The sequence below is a fragment of the Streptomyces niveus genome (assembly GCF_001723055.1).
Taxonomy (GTDB): domain Bacteria; phylum Actinomycetota; class Actinomycetes; order Streptomycetales; family Streptomycetaceae; genus Streptomyces; species Streptomyces niveus.
Map to the genome: position 1 here is coordinate 1 of NZ_MDCR01000158.1, position 18,458 is coordinate 18,458.

14 protein-coding genes are annotated in these 18,458 nt (G+C 71.8%); 11 read left to right on the forward strand and 3 right to left on the reverse strand.

The features are described 5' to 3' along the window. The 7 genes from BHU15_RS19450 to BHU15_RS19480 all read left to right on the forward strand — a co-directional run. The coding region (locus BHU15_RS19450) for a nitroreductase family protein (protein WP_171908398.1) at positions 1-412 on the forward strand (412 nt) is incomplete at its 5' end. 29 nt (positions 413-441) lie between these two features. Continuing rightward, entirely contained in the window at positions 442-3,249 is a 2,808-nt protein-coding gene (locus BHU15_RS19455) for a lantibiotic dehydratase (protein ID WP_069628350.1), read from the forward strand. Then, positions 3,246-4,301, forward strand: a complete 1,056-nt coding sequence (locus tag BHU15_RS19460; protein ID WP_069628351.1) for a lantibiotic dehydratase C-terminal domain-containing protein — start codon at positions 3,246-3,248, stop codon at positions 4,299-4,301. Before BHU15_RS19455 ends, BHU15_RS19460 begins: the two co-directional genes overlap by 4 nt. Next, the gene (locus tag BHU15_RS19465; RefSeq protein ID WP_069628352.1) at positions 4,298-5,410 is read left to right on the forward strand and encodes a M50 family metallopeptidase; all 1,113 of its coding nucleotides are present in this window, start codon (positions 4,298-4,300) and stop codon (positions 5,408-5,410) included. The genes BHU15_RS19460 and BHU15_RS19465 overlap by 4 nt, the downstream gene beginning before the upstream one ends. Positions 5,411-5,451: 41 nt before the next feature. Beyond that, positions 5,452-6,435, forward strand: a complete 984-nt coding sequence (locus BHU15_RS19470) for an ABC transporter ATP-binding protein (RefSeq protein ID WP_069628353.1) — start codon at positions 5,452-5,454, stop codon at positions 6,433-6,435. Between the two features lie 119 nt (positions 6,436-6,554). Beyond that, on the forward strand, positions 6,555-7,310 hold the full coding sequence (locus BHU15_RS19475) for an ABC transporter permease (RefSeq protein WP_069628354.1): 756 nt from the start codon (positions 6,555-6,557) through the stop codon (positions 7,308-7,310). Next, positions 7,307-9,313 (forward strand): TOMM precursor leader peptide-binding protein, encoded by a 2,007-nt coding sequence (locus BHU15_RS19480; protein WP_079128247.1) that lies wholly within the window; start codon positions 7,307-7,309, stop codon positions 9,311-9,313. The genes BHU15_RS19475 and BHU15_RS19480 overlap by 4 nt, the downstream gene beginning before the upstream one ends. Before the next feature lie 135 nt (positions 9,314-9,448). On the opposite strand, the gene BHU15_RS19485 is transcribed toward BHU15_RS19480, so the two are convergent. Continuing rightward, positions 9,449-9,625, reverse strand: a complete 177-nt coding sequence (locus BHU15_RS19485; RefSeq protein ID WP_069628355.1) for a thiazolylpeptide-type bacteriocin — start codon at positions 9,623-9,625, stop codon at positions 9,449-9,451. A 232-nt stretch (positions 9,626-9,857) separates the two neighbouring features. Between BHU15_RS19485 and BHU15_RS19490 the strand changes: the two genes are divergently transcribed. Further along, positions 9,858-11,126, forward strand: a complete 1,269-nt coding sequence (locus tag BHU15_RS19490) for an amidohydrolase (protein WP_079128248.1) — start codon at positions 9,858-9,860, stop codon at positions 11,124-11,126. Then, positions 11,126-11,419: an MBT domain-containing protein gene (locus tag BHU15_RS19495; RefSeq protein ID WP_247748461.1), complete on the forward strand. Its 294-nt coding sequence runs from the start codon at positions 11,126-11,128 to the stop codon at positions 11,417-11,419. Before BHU15_RS19490 ends, BHU15_RS19495 begins: the two co-directional genes overlap by 1 nt. A gap of 21 nt (positions 11,420-11,440) precedes the next feature. On the opposite strand, the gene BHU15_RS19500 is transcribed toward BHU15_RS19495, so the two are convergent. Beyond that, entirely contained in the window at positions 11,441-12,421 is a 981-nt protein-coding gene (locus BHU15_RS19500) for a helix-turn-helix domain-containing protein (protein ID WP_031231296.1), read from the reverse strand. A gap of 514 nt (positions 12,422-12,935) precedes the next feature. Here BHU15_RS19500 and mfd point away from each other — a divergent pair. Together mfd and BHU15_RS19510 are read left to right on the forward strand one after the other, a co-directional pair. Then, positions 12,936-16,487, forward strand: a complete 3,552-nt coding sequence (gene mfd, locus BHU15_RS19505; RefSeq protein WP_069628356.1) for a transcription-repair coupling factor — start codon at positions 12,936-12,938, stop codon at positions 16,485-16,487. 53 nt (positions 16,488-16,540) lie between these two features. After that, positions 16,541-17,305 (forward strand): HNH endonuclease family protein, encoded by a 765-nt coding sequence (locus tag BHU15_RS19510; RefSeq protein ID WP_069628361.1) that lies wholly within the window; start codon positions 16,541-16,543, stop codon positions 17,303-17,305. 51 nt (positions 17,306-17,356) lie between these two features. On the opposite strand, the gene BHU15_RS19515 is transcribed toward BHU15_RS19510, so the two are convergent. Continuing rightward, on the reverse strand, positions 17,357-18,304 hold the full coding sequence (locus BHU15_RS19515) for a lytic polysaccharide monooxygenase auxiliary activity family 9 protein (RefSeq protein WP_069628357.1): 948 nt from the start codon (positions 18,302-18,304) through the stop codon (positions 17,357-17,359). Between the last annotated feature and the right edge of the window lie 154 nt (positions 18,305-18,458).

The window sequence follows — 18,458 nt, forward strand, 5'->3', positions numbered from 1 at the left end:
CGTCGGGGTCGTACTCGTAGGCCCCGGGCTCCAGGCCCCCGACGCCCGGGAGCTGCGGCTGGTCAAGGCGGGCCGCCCCGGCGAGTTCCTCCAGCGCAACTACTTCCTCTCCAACTACAACCTGGAGCAGGCGGGCGCCGTCCTCGTGCCCACCGTCCGTACCTCCGCCGTCCTCGACGCCGTCGGCGACCGCGGCTACCGCCTCGTCAACGCCACCATCGGCGCCGTCGCCCAGTCCGTCTACACCGCGTGCAGCGCGCTGGAACTGGGCTGCGGCGTCGCCCTCGGCTTCGACAACGTCTCGTACATCGAGGAGCTGGGACTCGACGCCACCGGCGAGGCCCCGCTCCTGATCATGATGATCGGCAACGAGCGCCCCGCCCCCGCCGACTTCCGGTACGAGATCGCCTGAGCCGATGAACTACTCCAAGGGGAACAGGCATGCCTGACCAGGCGTACCACTCGCACGACCAGGATCCGAGACGCGCGTTCATGCTGCGCGTCGCCGGGCTGCCGATCGAGACCGTGCGCGCACTGCGCTGCCCGGCGAGCCGCCGCTGGGCGGAGACCGTGCTCGCCGAGGAGGAGCGGCTGCGGGCCGCGGGGGAGCGCGTCGGCGATCTGCTGCACGACCTCGTCGGCCGCACCGGCGACGGCGCGGACGCCGCGCCCGGTGAGGCCGAGGACCGGCGCGCGCTGCTGAAGCTGCGCCGCGAGGTCTTCAACAACCGGCTGCCCGCACGGCCCGGCGCCGCACTCGCGCTGGTCGCCGGGCGCGACGCGGCGACGGGCGAAGCCCTGTCGCGCTGGCTGCTCGACCGGCGGGAGCTGGCCGAACTGCGCGCCGAGGGCGTCGAGTTGCTCGCGGGCGAGAGCGCCGGCGCGCGCGCCGCGCTCCGTGGGATCGCGGGGGAGGAGCGGCTGCGCAAGGGGCTGCTGCTGGCCTCGCCGACGCTCGACGCGCAGATCGACGCCTTCGTCCGGCAGGGCGCGGACGGCCGTCACGACACCAAACCCGACAAGCGGCGCAGGAAGATCGAGCGGTCGCTGCTGTCGTACCTCTACCGCACCGTCTGCAAGACCAGCCCGTTCTCGACGTTCACCGGGGTCGCGCTCGGCGAGTTCGAGGAGGAAGAGGTCGGGGACGGCTTCGAGGTGTGGGTCGGCGGGAAGTGGACCGGTCACGCGCGGGTCAACGTCGTCGCGCTCGGCCGCCTCGCCGAGTGCGTGATCGCCGACCCCGTGCGCCGCGCGGATCTGCCCGTCGCCCCCGCCTCCGGCTGGGGCAGGGACGACGACCGGGTGCGTTACGTACGCCGCTGGGTCACCACCGGCGACGACGACACGGCCGTGACCTTCGACGCGGTGAAGGACCGGCTGTTCTTCCTGCGCCGCAGCGGCACGCTGGAGCGGCTGCTCGACTTCTTCGAGGAGCACCCCGTCCTGCGCTACGGCGAGTTGGCCGCGTGGCTGGCCGACGACGCGCAGGCGGACGCGGAGGAGGCGGAGCAGTATCTCGCCGCCCTCCTGGACCTGGGCATGGTCCAAGTACCCGCGCTGCGCACGGCTGTGCATGACACCGACCCGCTGCGTGCCTTCCAGCGCTCCCTGCGTGAGCTGGGCCGGCCATGGGCCATGGAGCTGGCCGGGCGGCTGGACGGGGCGGTCGCGCTGACCGACCGGTTCGCCGGGGCGGAGCCCGCCGAGCGCCGCGAGGTGCTCGCCGCGCTCCGGACCACGCTCCAGGACATCCAGTCGGAGCTCGGCGCCGAGAAGGCCCGCGTGCCGCGGACCCTGCTGTACGAGGACGCGGCGGCCGGACGCGGGACGACGATGGACCTCCACGCCTGGCGCGCGCTGACGGCCGCGCCGCTCGGCCGGGTGGAGAGCGTGCTGCCCGCCTTCGACCTGACGCTCCCCCAACGCGTAACGTTCAAGGGGTACTTCCTGGCCCGATACGGACAGGGCGGGCGCTGCGACGATCTGCTCAAGCTGGTCCACGACTTCCACGAGGACTTCTTCGACCAGTACATGACGTTCACCGCCAGCCGTACGCCCTTCGACGCCGACGGGCAGTACGTGCCCGAGGTGAACTGGCTCGGACTGCCGCAGCTCAAGGCGATCGACACGGCGCGGCAGATGTTCATCGAGCGGATGCGCGCGCTCTGGTCCACGGACGGCGACCGCGACGAGATCGACCTCGACACCGGCTTCCTCGCCGACATCGCCACCGAACTCGCCCCGGCGGCACCGGCGTTCGCGCCCATGAGCCACCACATCCAGCTCGCCGACCGCCGGCACGACCCGCTGGTCGTCCTCAACCGCTCGTACGGCGGTCTGTCCTTCCCCTTCAGCCGCTTCACCCAGTGCTTCGAGGGACTCGACACCGCCCTGCTGGCGGGCGCGGCCCAGGTGCAGCCGCCGGGCGCGGTGTTCGCCGAGGTCACCGGCGGCCCCGTCACCAGCAATCTCAATCTGCACGGGCGGCTCACCGAGTACGAGATCGTCTGCCCCGGCGAGAGCGGCACGCTGCCCGAGGACTGCCGGATCCACCTCGACGACCTGTTCATCGAGCACGCCGTCGACGACAACGGCGCCGACCGGCTGGTGCTGCGCTCGAAGCGGCTCGGCCGGGAGGTCGTCCCCGTCTATCTCGGCTATCTCGTGCCGCTCGCCCTGCCCGAACTGCCCCGTACCCTGCTGCTCCTGTCGCCCACCTCGATGTCCCCGCTCAACGTGTGGGGCGGGGTGCCGGAGGGCGAGGCGGTGGGCGGTGTCACCCGCAGGCCGCGCGTGCGGCACGGCAGCGTCGTACTGAGCAGGCGCAGCTGGAGCGCGCCCGCCGCCGAACTGCCGCTGCTCGCGCCGGGTGTCGCCGACGACGAGTGGTTCCTCGGCTGGCACCGCTTCCGGCGCGCGACCGGGCTGCCCGACCGGGTCTTCGTGACCGTGTCGGACAGCGGGGCGCGCGGCGCGACGGGCGCGAAGCCGCAGTACCTGGACTTCGACAGCCCGCTCTCGCTCACCGCGTTCGAAGCGCTGCTCAAGACGGACGGGGCACGGGTCGTGTTCCGCGAGATGCTCCCCGACGAGGACGGGCTGCACGCCGTGTCCGAACGGGGCCGCCATGTCAGCGAGCTGGCCGTGGAAACCCTGGCCGGCCGGGCCCCGGCCACTCCCGCCGGCCGGCCCGAGACCACTCCCGCGGGCCTCGTGTCCGCCGACTCCGCACGAAGGGACGCCCGATGACCGCCGACGGCAACTGGCAGGCCACGCACGTCTTCTACGCCGCCAACCCCCGGCCCTTCCTGCTCCAGTGCGTGCGCCCGCTCGTCGCCGAGCTGACGGCGGAAGGGCTCATCGACAACTACTTCTTCATGAACTACTGGCTCGAAGGCCCGCACATCCGCCTGCGCCTCAAGCCCGTCGACGAGTCCGTGGCACCCGCCGTGCGCGCCCGCACCGAGCAGGCCGTCGACGCCTTCCTGGCCGGGCGCCCCGCGCTGTACGAGGTCGACTCCGGCTTCCTCAACGACTTCTACAACACGCTGTTCGAGATCGAGTTCCCCGGCAGCGAGCGCGGCCACTACATGGACGACCAGGGCCGGATGAATCTGCGCCCCAACAACTCGCGCAGCGCCGAACCGTACGAGCCGGAGTACGGCAAGTACGGCGGCCCCGCCGGGATCGAGCTGGCCGAGTGGCACTTCAGGCACTCCAGCGATCTGGTCATCGAGGCGCTGCGCACCAAGAACCTGCATCTGCGCACGGTGCTGCTCGGCACGTCCGCGCAGCTGATGATGGTCATGTCGGGGACGTTCCTGCCGGGCGACCAGGAGCTGACCGAGTACCTGGAGAGCTACTACCAGTTCTGGCACACGGCGTTCCCCGGCACCGGCTTCATCGGCACCGTCGAGTACGACAAGAACTACGCGGCGATGGCCCCCGGCCTCACCAGCCACTTCGCCCGCGTCAGGGCCGCCGTCGGCGCCGGTGAGCCCGGCAGGCTGCCCGGCTTCCTCGCGGGCTGGGCGGAGCACTGCGCCGAACTGAACGAGCGGGCACGGAAGCTGACGCTCGACGGCGACCTGGTCTTCCGGTCCTGGGACGGGGAGCGCGACGAGCGGGTGACGGACCCGGCGGTCGCGCTGCCGCTGCTGCTCTCCCCGTACATGCATATGACGAACAACCGGCTGCACGTCACCATCCGCGACGAGGCCTATCTGTCGCACGTACTGGGCCGGACCCTCCGGGAGTCCGTGGCCCCGGCGGCTGCGCAGTCGGCGGTGACCACGCCATGACCGCCCCCACGGACCGGGCCCCGACCGACAGGTACCGGCCGTGTCTGCGCCCCGAGGTGCTGGTCAGCGACGCGCTGCTGCTCGGCCCCCGGACCGTGCACCTCGTCAAGGACCCGCGCAGCGGCAAGTCGTACGAGGTCGGGGTCAAGGAACACTTCCTGATGGCGCGCATGGACGGCACCCGCGCTCTGGACGAGCTGGGCGAGCAGTACGCGGCGGAGTACGGCAAGCGCCTCGGCGACGCCAACTGGCAGCAGCTGCTGGCCATGCTCGGCACCAGGGGGCTGCTCGCGGACGGCCCCGCCGCCCCGCCCGCCGAGGAGCCGCCGAAGCCCGCGCGCACCCTGCTGCGCGGCACCCTCCCGCTGGTCGCCGACGCCGACGCGACGGCCGAACGCCTGCACCGCGCCGTCGGGTTCCTGCTCGCCGCGCCCTTCATGATCCCGCTGCTCCTGCTGATCACCGCCATGGAGGTGGTGGCCGTCGCGCGCCTCGGCGAACTCGTCGACGGCGCGGCGACGCTCTTCACCAACCCGGTCCTGCTCGCCGGCGCCGCCGCGCTGCTCTGGTTCAGCACGGCGCTGCACGAGCTGGCCCACGGGGTGGTGGCGAGACGCTACGGCGGGCAGGTCGCCGAGATCGGACTGCGCTGGCGCCTGCCCGTCGTGATCATGTACTGCACGGTCGACAACTACCAGTATCTGCACACCCGCCGGGACCGCATCGCGACAGCCGTCGCGGGCGCCGTGATGAACCTGGCCGTCCTGCTGCCGTTCTGCGCGGCGTGGCTGTTCCTCCCGGTGGACGACGCCACCGGCGACGCGCTCGCCGGGCTGCTGCTCCTGGGCAGTGTGCAGGCGCTGGCCATGCTCGTACCCCTCCCGCCGCTCGACGGATACAAGATCGTCGCGCAGCTGTACGGCGCGACGGCGCTCGCCGCGTCCAGCCGGGAGTACGTGCGCCTGGCCGTGCGCCGCGATCCGGCGGCGAAGGCGTACCCGCGCCGGGCCCGTACCGCCTATCTCACCTACACCCTCGGCTCGTTCCTCGTCCTCGCCGGGATCGTCGCGGCCGTCCTCGCGCTGCTCGTCCACCTCCTGGCCACGTAAGCCGCCCCACCCCGCACGCCGTCCGTTTCAGGGAGACCCGCATGACCCCCACGCCCACCCCGAACTCCACCGACGACCCGACCGACAGCCCCGCCGTCGTCCTCGACACGATCCACAAGCGGTACGGGGAGAAGTACGCGGTCGACGGCATCTCGCTGACCGTCCCGCGCGGCGAGTTCTTCGGTCTGCTCGGCCCCAACGGCGCGGGCAAGACGACCCTGGTCGAGATCATGGAGGGCCTGCGCCGACCGGACTCCGGCTCGGTCACCGTCCTCGGCCGGCACCCCTGGCCGCGCGACCCCGAACTGCTGCCCCGGCTCGGCGTCCAGACCCAGGCGTCGGCCTTCTTCGTACGGCTCACGGCGCGCGAGCACCTCTCGACGGTGGCCGCGCTCTACCGGGCCGACGGCGAGGCGGCCGAACGCTCACTGGCCGCCGTCGGCCTCACCGAGCAGGGCGACGTCCGCGTGGACGACCTCTCCGGCGGTCAGCGCCAGCGCCTGGCCATCGCGTCCGCGCTCGTCCACGACCCCGAACTGATCTTCCTGGACGAGCCGACCGCCGCGCTCGACCCGCAGGCGCGCCGCGCGCTGTGGGACGTGCTGCGCGCGCTCAAGGGCGCCGGGCGGACCATCGTCTACACCACACACCATCTGGACGAGGCCGAGGCGCTCTGCGACCGTGTCGCGATCCTCATCGACGGCAAGATCGTCGCGCTGGACTCGCCCGGCCGGCTCGTCGCCGCCAGCAGCGCGCTGACCCGGCTGCTGGTCCCCGCCGACCGGCTCTCGCTCGCCGACGCGCAGGCCATCCCCGGAGTGGTGCGGGCCTCCGTGGACGGCGACTCGGTGGTGCTGGAGACCGAGGATTCGGGGCCGGTCCTGTCGGCGGTCGACGCGCTCGCGGGACTGCACGGCGTACAGACACGGACCGCCAGCCTGGAGGACGTGTACCTCGAACTGACCGGCAGCGCGCAGCCGCAGTCGCCCGCACCGTCGCCGTCCCAGCCTCAGCCGCAGGCGTAGCCGAGCACGACACACGACACACGACGCGCGACCGAGCACCGAGAGACGGAGCACCGACGATGAGCACCACGACGCCCGCACCCACGCCCGCACCCACGCCCGCGACGCGACCGCGCGCCATGAGCGCCTACTCCGCGCTGAGCCAGGCCGGTTTCAAGGCGTACACGCGCGACAAGACCACCCTGTTCTTCACGTTCGCCTTCCCCCTCCTCTTCCTGATCGTCTTCGGTCTGATCTTCCACGGCATGACCGTCGAGGAGAGCGGACGCCCCTACATCAACTACATCGCCCCTGGCGTCCTGTCGTGGGGTGTCGCCAACGCCGCAGTCTTCGGCGTCGGGTTCGTCATCATGCAGTGGCGCCGCGACGACATCCTGCGGCTGATCCGGATGACGCCGACCCCGCTGCCCACGATCCTCGGTTCGCGCTACGTCCTGGCGCTCGGCATCGGCACCGTGCAGGCCGCGATGTTCGTGCTCGTCGCGATGCTGCCGTTCTTCGGCCTCGAACCGGCCGGGAGCTGGCCGCTTGCGCTGCCCGTGCTGTTCCTCGGCATCACCGCGTTCCTCGCCGTCGGCGTGATCGTCGGCTCGTTCGCCAGGACCCCGGAGGCGGTCGCCGCCGTCGCCAACTGTCTGATGGTGCCGATGGCGTTCCTGTCCGGGTCGTTCTTCCCGCTCGACGCCATGCCCGGCTGGATGCAGAACGTCTCGCTGGTCCTGCCGCTGCGCTACTTCAACGACGGCATCTCCGCCGCCATCACCGGTGACGGGGGCGGCGGCGACATCCTGGTGGCCTGCGGCGGCATCACCGCCTTCGCCGTCGTCTTCGGCGCGGTCGCGCTGAAGACCTTCCGCTGGAGCGACCAGTCATGACGACAGCCACCGGGCCGACGGCCGTCACCGGAACGGAGGCGGGGGCGGCTGTGGCCCTCGCCGACGGCGCACCCCTGGAGCGTGGCCGCGCCCGTCTGCAACAGGCCCTGACCGTACGGTTCGAGGCCGCCGCCGCCGGTACGGCGCGGGTGCCCGCCCCGCTGGTGGTGCCGCTCGGCGCCGCCGACGTCCTCGGCTTCGGGCTCCCGGACCCGTACGCCGCCCTGCGTCCGCGCGCCAACGTCCAGCTCACCGCGCGGGCGGTTCTCGTCGGCCCGTGGGGTGGCGCCGACACCGGCACCGCCGCCTGCGGGCAGTGCCTCGCCATGCGCTGGCAGCGGCTGCGCAGCCGCTCCGAGCGCGAGGCGCTGGAGCTGGGCCACCAGCCGCACGGCGCCGCCGACTGGCCGCTGCTCACCGACTACGCGGTGGACGCCGTCTGGGCGGCCCATCTCGCCGTCCACACCGGGAGGTCGACCCCGCCCGCCACCGGCGCCCCCGACCGCGAACTGCCCCAGGTCACCCGGATCGACCTCGGCACGCTGGCCGCCGCGACCTTCCCGCTGCTGCCCGAACCGCTCTGCCCGTCCTGCGTCCCCCCGCGCCCCGACACCGCCGACGCCGCGCGCATGGACCTCGTCGCCACGCCCAAGCCGGATCCGGACGGCTACCGGCTGCGCCCGCTCGGCGCGTACCCGCTGCCGACCGCCGCGCTCGCCAACCCCGTCTGCGGCACGCTCGGTTCGGACACCTGGATCAACCCGACGTCCACGACGACCGCCCCCGTCGCCGGCACCAACTTCGTCCGCGGTTACGCCGGACTCAACGACGTCACCTGGAGCGGCCAGGCCAACAGCTACTCCACCAGCCGGACCCTGGCCTATCTGGAGGGACTTGAGCGGTACGCGGGCACCCATCGGCGCCGTGGCACCTCCCCGGTCGTCGACTCGTACAACAACCTCGCCGCAGACGCGCTGAACCCGGCGGACCGCGGCTTCTACGCGGACGATACGTACGAGAAGGACCACCTGGTCAGCCCGTTCGACCCGGACCGGCCGATCCCCTGGGTGTGGGGCCACTCGCTGCGCGACGAGCGCCCGATCCTGATCCCCGCGCGCCTGGCGCACTACAGCGCGGGCGTCGACGCCGACAACTTCGTCTTCGAGTGCTCCAACGGCTGTGCCACCGGCGGGAGTCTGGAGGAGGCGATCCTCTTCGGGCTGCTGGAGCTGATCGAACGCGACGCGTTCCTGCTCGCCTGGTACGGCCGCGCCCACCTCACCGAGATCGACCTCGGCTCGTGCACGGGTGACGCGATCCGCACCATGCTCGACCGGGCCGCGCTGCACGGCTACGACGTGCACGCCTTCGACACCCGGATGGACCTCGCCGTACCCGTCGTGACGGCCCTCGCGGTGCGCCGCGACGGCGGGCTCGGCACGCTCTCCTTCAGCGCCGCCGCCGGCTTCGACCCGGAGGGCACGGTCGACGCCGCGCTCTCCGAAGTCCTCACCTACATCCCCCACCTGCCTTACCAGGTCGCCGAACGCGAGGGTGAGCTGCGGGAGATGGCGGCCGACTACCGCAAGGTCCTGCACCTCAAGGACCACGCGCAGCTGTACGGCCTGCCGGAGATGGCGCGCCACGCGCGGGAGTACCTGGAGCCGACGGCCGTACGCCCACTGGAGGAGACGTACGCCGACTGGGCACCGCGCCGGCCGCGCACCGGGGATCTGCTGGACGATCTACGGCTGCTGCGCGACGAGTTGGCGGGCGCGGGCTACGACGTGATCGCCGTCGACCAGACGACGCCGGAGCAGCGGCGGATGGGGCTGCACACCGTGAGCACGCTCGTGCCCGGACTGCTGCCGCTGGACTTCGGCTGGACGCGGCAGCGGGCCCTGCTGATGCCCCGGCTGCGGACGGCCCTGCGGGTCGCCGGGCGGCGCCCGGACGATCTGCCCGAGTCCGCGATCAAGGCGGTCCCGCATCCGTTCCCGTGACGCCGCGGGCCGTCGGCCGTACCGCCGCGGGCCGTCGGGTGTGCCGCCGCGGGCGCAACGCCCGACGGCCCCTCCCCTGGTGGGTGATGCCCACGGGGGAGAGGCCGACGGTCGTGTGCTGTCTGCGACGCCGGATCAGGCGGAGCAGGAGGTGGTGCTGGTGGTGCTGGAGCAGGTGGACGTCGAGGAGCACGACGTGGAACCGGCGAGAACGACCTCGGACGCGTCCGAGTAGTCCGAGATCTCGAAGGTCTCCGACTCCAGCTCCAGGATCTCGTCGGCGAGGGTGGCGAGACCGGTCTTCGGGGCCATGGGGGTTCTCCTTCGATATCCGGGGCTTCGCCGGCCAGTCCGGCGGCGCTCCCAGGGGGTGGGCCCATTTCACCGGTGGGCGCTGTCAGTTGGGCCCGGCTTTCGCTGTCACCCCGCTGACACCTGGTGTCAGCGGAACGCGTGCCGGGTGCGCGTGCCCTGCCGCACCCTCGAACCTCAAGGAATGCTCAAACAACGAAGGAACGACGCCGAAGCAAGGAGGTGAGCGCGGATGACCGACGCGCTGACCGGGGAACCACTCCGAGCCGAACCGGTCGCCGGGTCCGGCGGACCAGCCGCGGTACCGCACGACACCCTGCGCGGCGCTCTTGAGCTGTACCTCGAACTGCACGCCCACCCGGAGCTGTCCGGCGCCGAGTCCCGTACCGCCGCGCGCTTCGCCGCCCACCTGGCGGGCGCGGGCGCCACCGTCACCCGGGACATCGGCGGACACGGCGTCGTGGGCGTTCTGCGCAACGGCCCCGGCCCCACCCTCATGCTGCGCGCCGAACTGGACGCCCTGCCCGTGGACGAACGCACCGGCCTGGCGTACGCGAGCACCGTCCCCGGCACCATGCACGCCTGCGGCCACGACCTCCATCTCGCCGCCGTGGCAGGCGCGTTCACCCTCCTCGCCGACTCTCGGGACACCTGGTCCGGCACGCTGCTGGTCGTCGGCCAGCCCGCCGAGGAGACTCTGGAAGGGGCGGGCGCGCTGCTCGCCGACGGTCTCTACGAGCGGTTCGGCACCCCCGACGTCGTCCTCGCCCAGCACACCGCGCCGCTGCCCGCCGGGACACTCGCGCACGGCGTGGGCGGCCCGATGATGGCGGCGAGCGCCGCGCTGGACGTCGTCATCCACGGGTACGGCGGCCACGCCGGCACCCCGCAGCTCACCGTCGATCCCGTCGTGACCGCCGCCGCGACCGTCATGCGCCTCCAGACGGTCGTCTCCCGCGAGACGGCGCCGTCCGACCAGGTCGTCCTCACCGTCGGCTCCCTGCACGCCGGCCGCCTGGGCAATGTCGTCCCGGACGACGCCGAGTTGAGCATCACCGTCCGCGCGGCGAGCGACCGGGCCCTGGCGCGGGCCCTGGTGGCGGCGGAGCGGATCGTACGGGCCGAGTGCGCCGCGTCGGACTGCCCCAGGGACCCCGACGTCACCCATCTCTCCCGCTCCCCGGCCCTGTTGACCGACCCGTCGGCGACGGCGACCGTACGGGCCGCCCACGAGCGGGAGTTCGGCCACCGGCGGGTGGTGGACTGGCCGGGCTCGATGGCCGCGGAGGACTTCCCCCGCTTCGCCGTCGACGGTGTACGGGCGGCATACTGGATGGTCGGTACGGTGTCCCCCGGCCAGTGGCGCGCCGCGCGCGCGGCCGGCCGGCCGGTACCGCCCAACCACTCGGCGGAGTTCGCCCCCGATGTACGGACCGCCCTGCCGGCGGGTATCGCGGCCATGGCGACGGCCACCAGGCAGCTGTTCAAGGAGACACGTTGATGATGACGGCCCAGTGGCAGGGGTGCGCGGACATCGGGAACGCCCCCGGATACGTCGAGGTGGTGACGGTCCGCGAGGACAGCGCCGCCCCGTCCGCCGAGACGACGGTCATCCGCCTGCTGGGGCTGCTGCCGCGGCACCTGAGATGCGTCCCGGAGGTCGCGGAGGTCGCCGGGGACCGGGTGAGACTGTGGATCGCGCGGGACGTCGCGACGAGCGACTCCGACATCCACCGTGCGGTCCGCGCGGTCCTGGCCGACGCGGCGCTGTGGGGCTGGACGCAGCAGCGCTGACCCGGCCCCGGTGAACTCCCGTCAGATCCAGCCCCGTTCACGGGCCAGCAACGCGCCCTGCGCGCGGCTCGCGGCGCCGAGCGCCTGAAGCAGATCGGCCACGTGTCTTCGGTACGTACGGACCGAGATCCCCAGGTCCCGGGCGCCCGCCTCGTCCTTGCCCGCCGTGCACATCGAGATCAGCACCTGCTGCTCGATCTCGCTGAGCCCGCCGACCGCGTCGGCGCTCTCCTTGGTGACGGTGTGCAGGTCGTCCGCCTCGGTCCAGATCTTCTCGAACAGGGCGATGATGTTGGCGACGAGCCCGCTCTTGTGCGCCAGCAGCGCCCCGCGCGCGGTGTTCTGCGGGTCCACCGGCACCAGGGCGGTGCGGCCGTCGTACACCAGGATCCGCTCCGTGATGTTCTCGGCCACCCGGATCTGCGCCCCGCGCTTGACCAGTTCGCGCAGATACTCCCGGGTCGGCAGGTCGTCGAGCGCGGCGGCGAGCACCACATTGCGGATGCGCACCCCGCGCCGCAGACATCGCAGGTCCAGCGGGCGGGACCGTTCGATGTTCTCGGCGGAGAGCTTCGTGTACGGCTCCACGGACAGGATCTCGTCACGCGCGAAGAACGCGAGGTCGTCGATCCGGTTCCGTATCTCCGTCAGCCCCTCCAACTGCTCGATGCCCTGCACCGGCGGCAGCCGCGACCCCTGCTCGGCGCGCAGACCGTCGACGAGGTCACGCGCCTGCATGACGAGCCGCAACTCCTCGTGGAGCGCGTTGAGCCGCGCGTCCGTCAACCGGGCGATGGCCACGCCGGGGTCGGCGGGGGAGACCCGCTCATGGCTGCTGTCGGGATGGAGCAGGCCCAGCGTCCGCAGCCGGTCGAGACTGCGCTTGGCGTCGTGCTGTTCGGTGTGCACCAGCAGATGGATGTCATCCGCCGACGTATCCGGATTGCGGAGAAAATGCCGGTAGATCTCTTCCTCGGTCGGAGAGACGCCGAAGACGGACATCTCGTTGTCGCCCAAGACTTGGCCTCCGCTACTTGATCAGTTCACGCCGAGGACGGGGTGGGTTCTCCGGTGCCTCCGCTGCTGCTGGTGGTGCGGGCCCGCCGGGCTCGTGGCACGGCTTGGTGGACCCTGGAGAGAGTAAAGGCAATGCCATGACTCTGTAACTGATCTTGCAGGGAACTGTGCCGTAGAAATGTGTGAAACAAACATGTCGTTACTGCCCGCTGTCCCCCCGGCGCGCCGGGTTGCGAAACGCCATGGCGGGCTCGATCCCCGGCTTCCCCTCGAACGGTTTTCCGGGCAGTCTCCCCACGGGCGCCGCCGACTACACGGTGACGACCGCGTACGTCACAACTCGTCCACCCCCACCCCCACCCGTCCCGCGGAGCGGCTGTCCGTGCGGGGTCGTACGCTGGAGGCCCCCGGCCCGTGAGACGTGTCGGGTCCTTCGCGTTGCTCACCCGGTGCCGCCCGCGCGCACCCCCACCCCCGGAACCGGACGGAAACACCCTTCATGAGCCTGCACGGTCTGCTCGACGCCGTTGTACGAGACCCGGCGCTCGCCGAAGCGGTTGGTGCCGCCGCCGACGGGCATCGCATGCATGTCGATCTGGTCGGCCCGCCCGCCGCCAGGCCCTTCGCCGTCGCCGCCCTCGCGCGCGACGCGGGCCGGCCCGTGCTCGCCGTCACCGCGACCGGCCGGGAGGCGGAGGATCTGGCCGCCGCGCTGCGGTCCCTGCTGCCCGCCGACTCCGTCGCGGAGTTCCCGTCCTGGGAGACGCTGCCCCACGAGCGCCTGTCGCCCCGCAGCGACACCGTCGGCCGCCGGCTCGCCGTGCTGCGCCGGCTCGCGCACCCCCGCGCCGACGACCCCGGCGCCGGGCCGGTCAGCGTCGTCGTCGCGCCCATCCGCTCCGTGCTCCAGCCGCAGGTCAAGGGCCTCGGCGACCTGGAGCCCGTGTCGCTGCGCGGTGGCGGGAGCGCGGACCTGGGGACGGTCACCCAGGCACTGGCCGCCGCCGCGTACTCCCGTGTCGAACTCGTCGAGAAGCGCGGTGAGTTCGCCGTACGCGGTGGCATCCTCGATGTCTTCCCGCCCACCGAGGAACACCCGCTGCGCGTGGAGTTCTGGGGCGACGACATCGAGGAGATCCGCTACTTCAAGGTCGCCGACCAGCGCTCGCTCGAAGTCGCCGAGCACGGACTGTGGGCGCCGCCCTGCCGTGAGCTGCTGCTCACCCCGCAGGTACGGGAGCGGGCCGCCGCACTCGCCGAGGTGCACCCCGAGCTGGCCGACATGCTCGGCAAGATCGCGGAGGGCATCGCGGTGGAGGGCATGGAGGCCTTGGCCCCGGTCCTCGTCGACGACATGGAGCTGCTGCTCGACGTCCTGCCCGAGGGCTCCATGACGCTGGTCTGCGACCCCGAGCGGGTCCGTACCCGCGCCGGTGACCTGGTCGCCACCAGCCAGGAGTTCCTCCAGGCGTCCTGGGCGGCCGGGGCCGGCGGCGGCGAGGCGCCCATCGACGTCGGCGCGGCCTCCCTGTGGGGCATCGCGGACGTCCGCGACCGGGCGCGCGAGCTGGGCATGATGTGGTGGTCGGTCGCGCCGTTCGCCGCCGACGAGGAGCTGTCCGAGGACACCGTCAAGCTGGGCATGCGCGCCCCGGAGACGTACCGCGGCGACACCGCCCGCGCCCTCGCCGACACCAAGGGCTGGCTCGCCGACGGCTGGCGCACCGTCTATGTCACCGAGGGTCACGGCACCGCCGCCCGTACGGTCGAGGTGCTGGGCGGCGAGGGCATCCCCGCCCGTCTCGACACCCCCGAGGCCCACGGCGGCAAGGGCCTCGGCGAGATCACGCCCTCGCTGGTGCACGTCGCGTGCGGCTCGATCGACTACGGCTTCGTGGACCCGGGCCTGGGCCTCGCGGTCCTCACCGAGACCGACCTGTCCGGCCAGAAGGCCGCGGGCAAGGACGGCGTACGGATGCCGACCAAGCGCCGCAAGACGATCGACCCGCTCACCCTGGAGCAGGGCGACTACATCGTCCACGAGCAGCACGGCGTCGGCCGGTACGTCGAGATGGTGCAGCGCACCGTCCAGGGCGCGACGCGCGAGTACCTGCTCGTCGAGTACGCCCCCGCCAAGCGCGGCCAGCCCGGCGACCGCCTCTACATCCCCACCGACCAGCTCGAACAGGTCACCAAGTACGTCGGTGGCGAGGCCCCGACCCTGCATCGGCTCGGCGGCGCCGACTGGACGAAGACCAAGCAGCGCGCCAAGAAGGCGGTCAAGGAGATCGCCGCCGACCTCATCAAGCTCTACTCCGCGCGCATGGCGGCGCCCGGCCACGCCTTCGGCTCGGACACGCCCTGGCAGCGCGAGCTGGAGGACGCGTTCCCGTACGTGGAGACGCCCGACCAGCTCTCCACCATCGCCGAGGTCAAGGAGGACATGGAGAAGACGGTCCCGATGGACCGGCTGATCTGCGGCGACGTCGGCTACGGCAAGACGGAGATCGCGGTGCGCGCCGCCTTCAAGGCCGTCCAGGACGGCAAGCAGGTCGCCGTGCTCGTCCCCACGACGCTGCTCGTGCAGCAGCACTTCGGCACCTTCTCCGAGCGCTACTCGCAGTTCCCCGTCGTCGTGAAGGCGCTGTCCCGCTTCCAGAGCGACACGGAGGCCAAGGCCACGCTCGAAGGGCTGCGGGAGGGCTCGGTCGACATCGTCATCGGCACGCACCGCCTCTTCTCCTCCGAGACGAAGTTCAAGGACCTCGGACTGGTCATCGTGGACGAGGAGCAGCGCTTCGGCGTCGAGCACAAGGAGCAGCTGAAGAAGCTCCGCGCCAACGTCGACGTGCTGACCATGTCCGCCACCCCGATCCCGCGCACCCTGGAGATGGCGGTGACCGGCATCCGCGAGATGTCGACCATCACCACCCCGCCCGAGGAGCGGCACCCGGTGCTGACCTTCGTCGGCCCGTACGAGGAGAAGCAGATCGGCGCGGCCATCCGCCGTGAACTCCTGCGCGAGGGCCAGGTCTTCTACATCCACAACCGCGTCGAGTCCATCGACCGCGCCACGGCGCGGCTGCGCCAGATCGTCCCCGAGGCGCGGATCGCCACCGCGCACGGCCAGATGTCAGAACAGGCCCTGGAACAGGTCGTGGTGGACTTCTGGGAGAAGAAGTTCGACGTCCTCGTCTCCACGACCATCGTGGAGTCCGGCATCGACATCGCCAACGCCAACACCCTGGTGGTCGAACGCGGCGACAACTTCGGTCTCTCCCAGCTCCACCAGCTGCGCGGCCGGGTGGGCCGTGGCCGCGAGCGCGGCTACGCGTACTTCCTCTACCCGCCGGAGAAGCCGCTCACCGAGACCGCGCACGAACGCCTCGCGACGATCGCCCAGCACACCGAGATGGGCGCCGGCATGTACGTCGCGATGAAGGACCTGGAGATCCGCGGCGCGGGCAATCTGCTCGGCGGCGAGCAGTCCGGGCACATCGCGGGCGTCGGCTTCGACCTGTACGTACGCATGGTCGGCGAGGCCGTCGCGGACTACCGCGCGGCCGTCGACGGCACCGTGCAGGAGGAGGCGCCGCTGGAGGTCAAGATCGAGCTGCCGGTCGACGCGCACGTCCCGCACGACTACGCGCCCGGCGAGCGGCTGCGTCTCCAGGCGTACCGGGCGATCGCCTCCGCCAACTCGGAGGCCGACATCACCGCCGTACGCGAGGAGTTGACGGACCGGTACGGCAAGCTGCCCGAACCGGTCGAGAATCTGCTGCTGGTGGCGGGCCTGCGGATGCTGGCGCGCGCGTGCGGGGTCGGCGAGATCGTCCTCCAGGGGTCCAACATCCGTTTCGCGCCGGTGGAGTTGAGGGAGTCGCAGGAGCTGCGCCTCAAGCGGCTCCACCCCCGTACGGTGATCAAGCCGACGGCCCACCAGATCCTGGTGCCGCGCCCGACGGCGGGCAAGATCGGTGGCAAGCCGGTGGTCGGACGCGAACTGCTGTCGTGGACGGGAGAGTTCCTGGCGACGATCCTGGGTTCGTGAACGTCTTCGTGAACGCCCCCAGATGTACGACTCCGCGTACCGCCCGCCCGCGCCTGGCCGCTCGCCGCGTACTGCCTCTGCTCGTGGTCGCTTTCGCCGCGCCACTCCTCGCGGGGTGCGACGCGGTCGATTCCGTCGACCGGGCCGGCTCGGGTGTCGCCGACGGCAGCGCCCCGGACGGGCGGGCGACCAGCCCGCTCAAGAACCCCGACGGCACCGCGCCCGGTCTCGCGCCCCTCACCTCGGACGCGGACCTGGCGGCGGCGCGTGAGCTGATCGAGGGGCTGGCGGTGAAGGGGCGCGGGCCGAAGACCGGTTACGAACGGGACGAGTTCGGCTACGCCTGGATGGACTCGGCCGACGGCGTCCCGTTCGCGGGCAACGGCTGTGACACCCGTAACGACCTGCTCAAACGCGACGGCCAGGACATCGAGTTCAAGTCCGGCTCCGACTGCGTGATCGTCTCGATGACGCTGCACGACCCGTACACCGGCAAGGACATCGCCTGGAAGAAGAAGCAGGCGACGGCGGTCCAGATAGACCACCTGGTACCGCTCTCCTACAGCTGGCAACTGGGCGCGGCCCGCTGGAACGAGGACAAGCGGAAGCAGCTGGCGAACGACCCGCTGAACCTGCTGCCCGTCGACGGCCCCACCAACAGCGGCAAGAGCGACTCGGGCCCTGCCTCCTGGCTGCCGCCGAACAAGCCGGTGCGCTGCGCGTACGTGGTGCGCTTCGCGCAGGTCGCGGCCAAGTACGAGCTGCCGGTGACCGACGCCGACAGGAAGACGATGCTGACGCAGTGCGCTGCGAGGTGAACGGCGTGCACGGTGAGAGGGCCCCGGTGGCGGCGCCGGGGCCCTCGGCCGTCAGCCGAGCTGCTTGGCCCGGCGGCCCCGGTTGAAGACCATCGCGCCACCGGCGAAGACGACTGCCCCCAGGCCCGCCACTACCGCGGGCACGGCGACGGCCGACTCGTCGCTGGAGGCCGCCAGCTTCTCGCCGGCCGCGGCGTGTTCGGTGTGTCCGGCGGCGTGGATCGGGTCGGCCTTGGTGTTCTCCACGCCCGCCCCGAGCGCCTCGACCTCGGCGGCCGACCGCTCGCCGCCCGCCAGACCGGTGACCTCACCGTTGCCGCCGTCGAAGACGACGTCGGAACAGGAGAAGAAATTCTCCTGGCTGTCGGAGCGGATCCACTGGACGAAGAGCACGTGCTGACCGCTCCGTTGCGGTAACTGCTGGTTCCAGTAGTAGTGGCCTCCGTCCGTGCCCACACCACCGTTCTGCGGCGGGTTGGTCACCGTCCGAAGGTGCTCCAGGTCGCCCCACGCGAGGGCCTTGGTGGGGCTCCACCCGCTCTTGGTGAGGTACACCTCGAACTTGCCCGGGTGGGCGGCCCAGTTGCTGTACTTGAGCTGGATGTTCGCACCCGAGGTCAGATGCGTCTTCGGCCAGTCGGTGCGGACCGCGTTGTACGCGGAGAAGTTGTACGGGCTGCGGTCGCCCGCACTGCACAGCTTCCCGTCCGGGACGTAACCCGCGCCCCTGCCACCGGCGTTGGAGTCCAGGACGGCGAACCAGTTGTAGAGCGGGGTGGTACCGCTCTGCCGGACCGCGTCGGCGCAGGCGGGGTTGGACGGCATCTGGGTCGAGCTGTTCTGGAGCAGGTCCTTGTAGCACAGGTTGGTCCGCGAGCCGGGCATGATGCTGACGCCGTGCGCCGATGCCGGGGACGGCACGGACAGCACCGCGGCGACAACGCCCGCGGCCCCGGCCAGGGCCAGCGTGCGCCGGGCACGGACGGAGTTGATGGCCATGAGTTGGTCTCCTTCGTGAAGGTTCTCTTTCGAGTACCGACCGATCGGCCGGGACCTGTCGTGGGCGTCGCCCATGCTGCGGGAGCCGACCGTTCGGGCCCGGCGATCGACCTGACAGAGGGTCTGGCGTGGATGGTGGGGGGTTGAGGGGGGA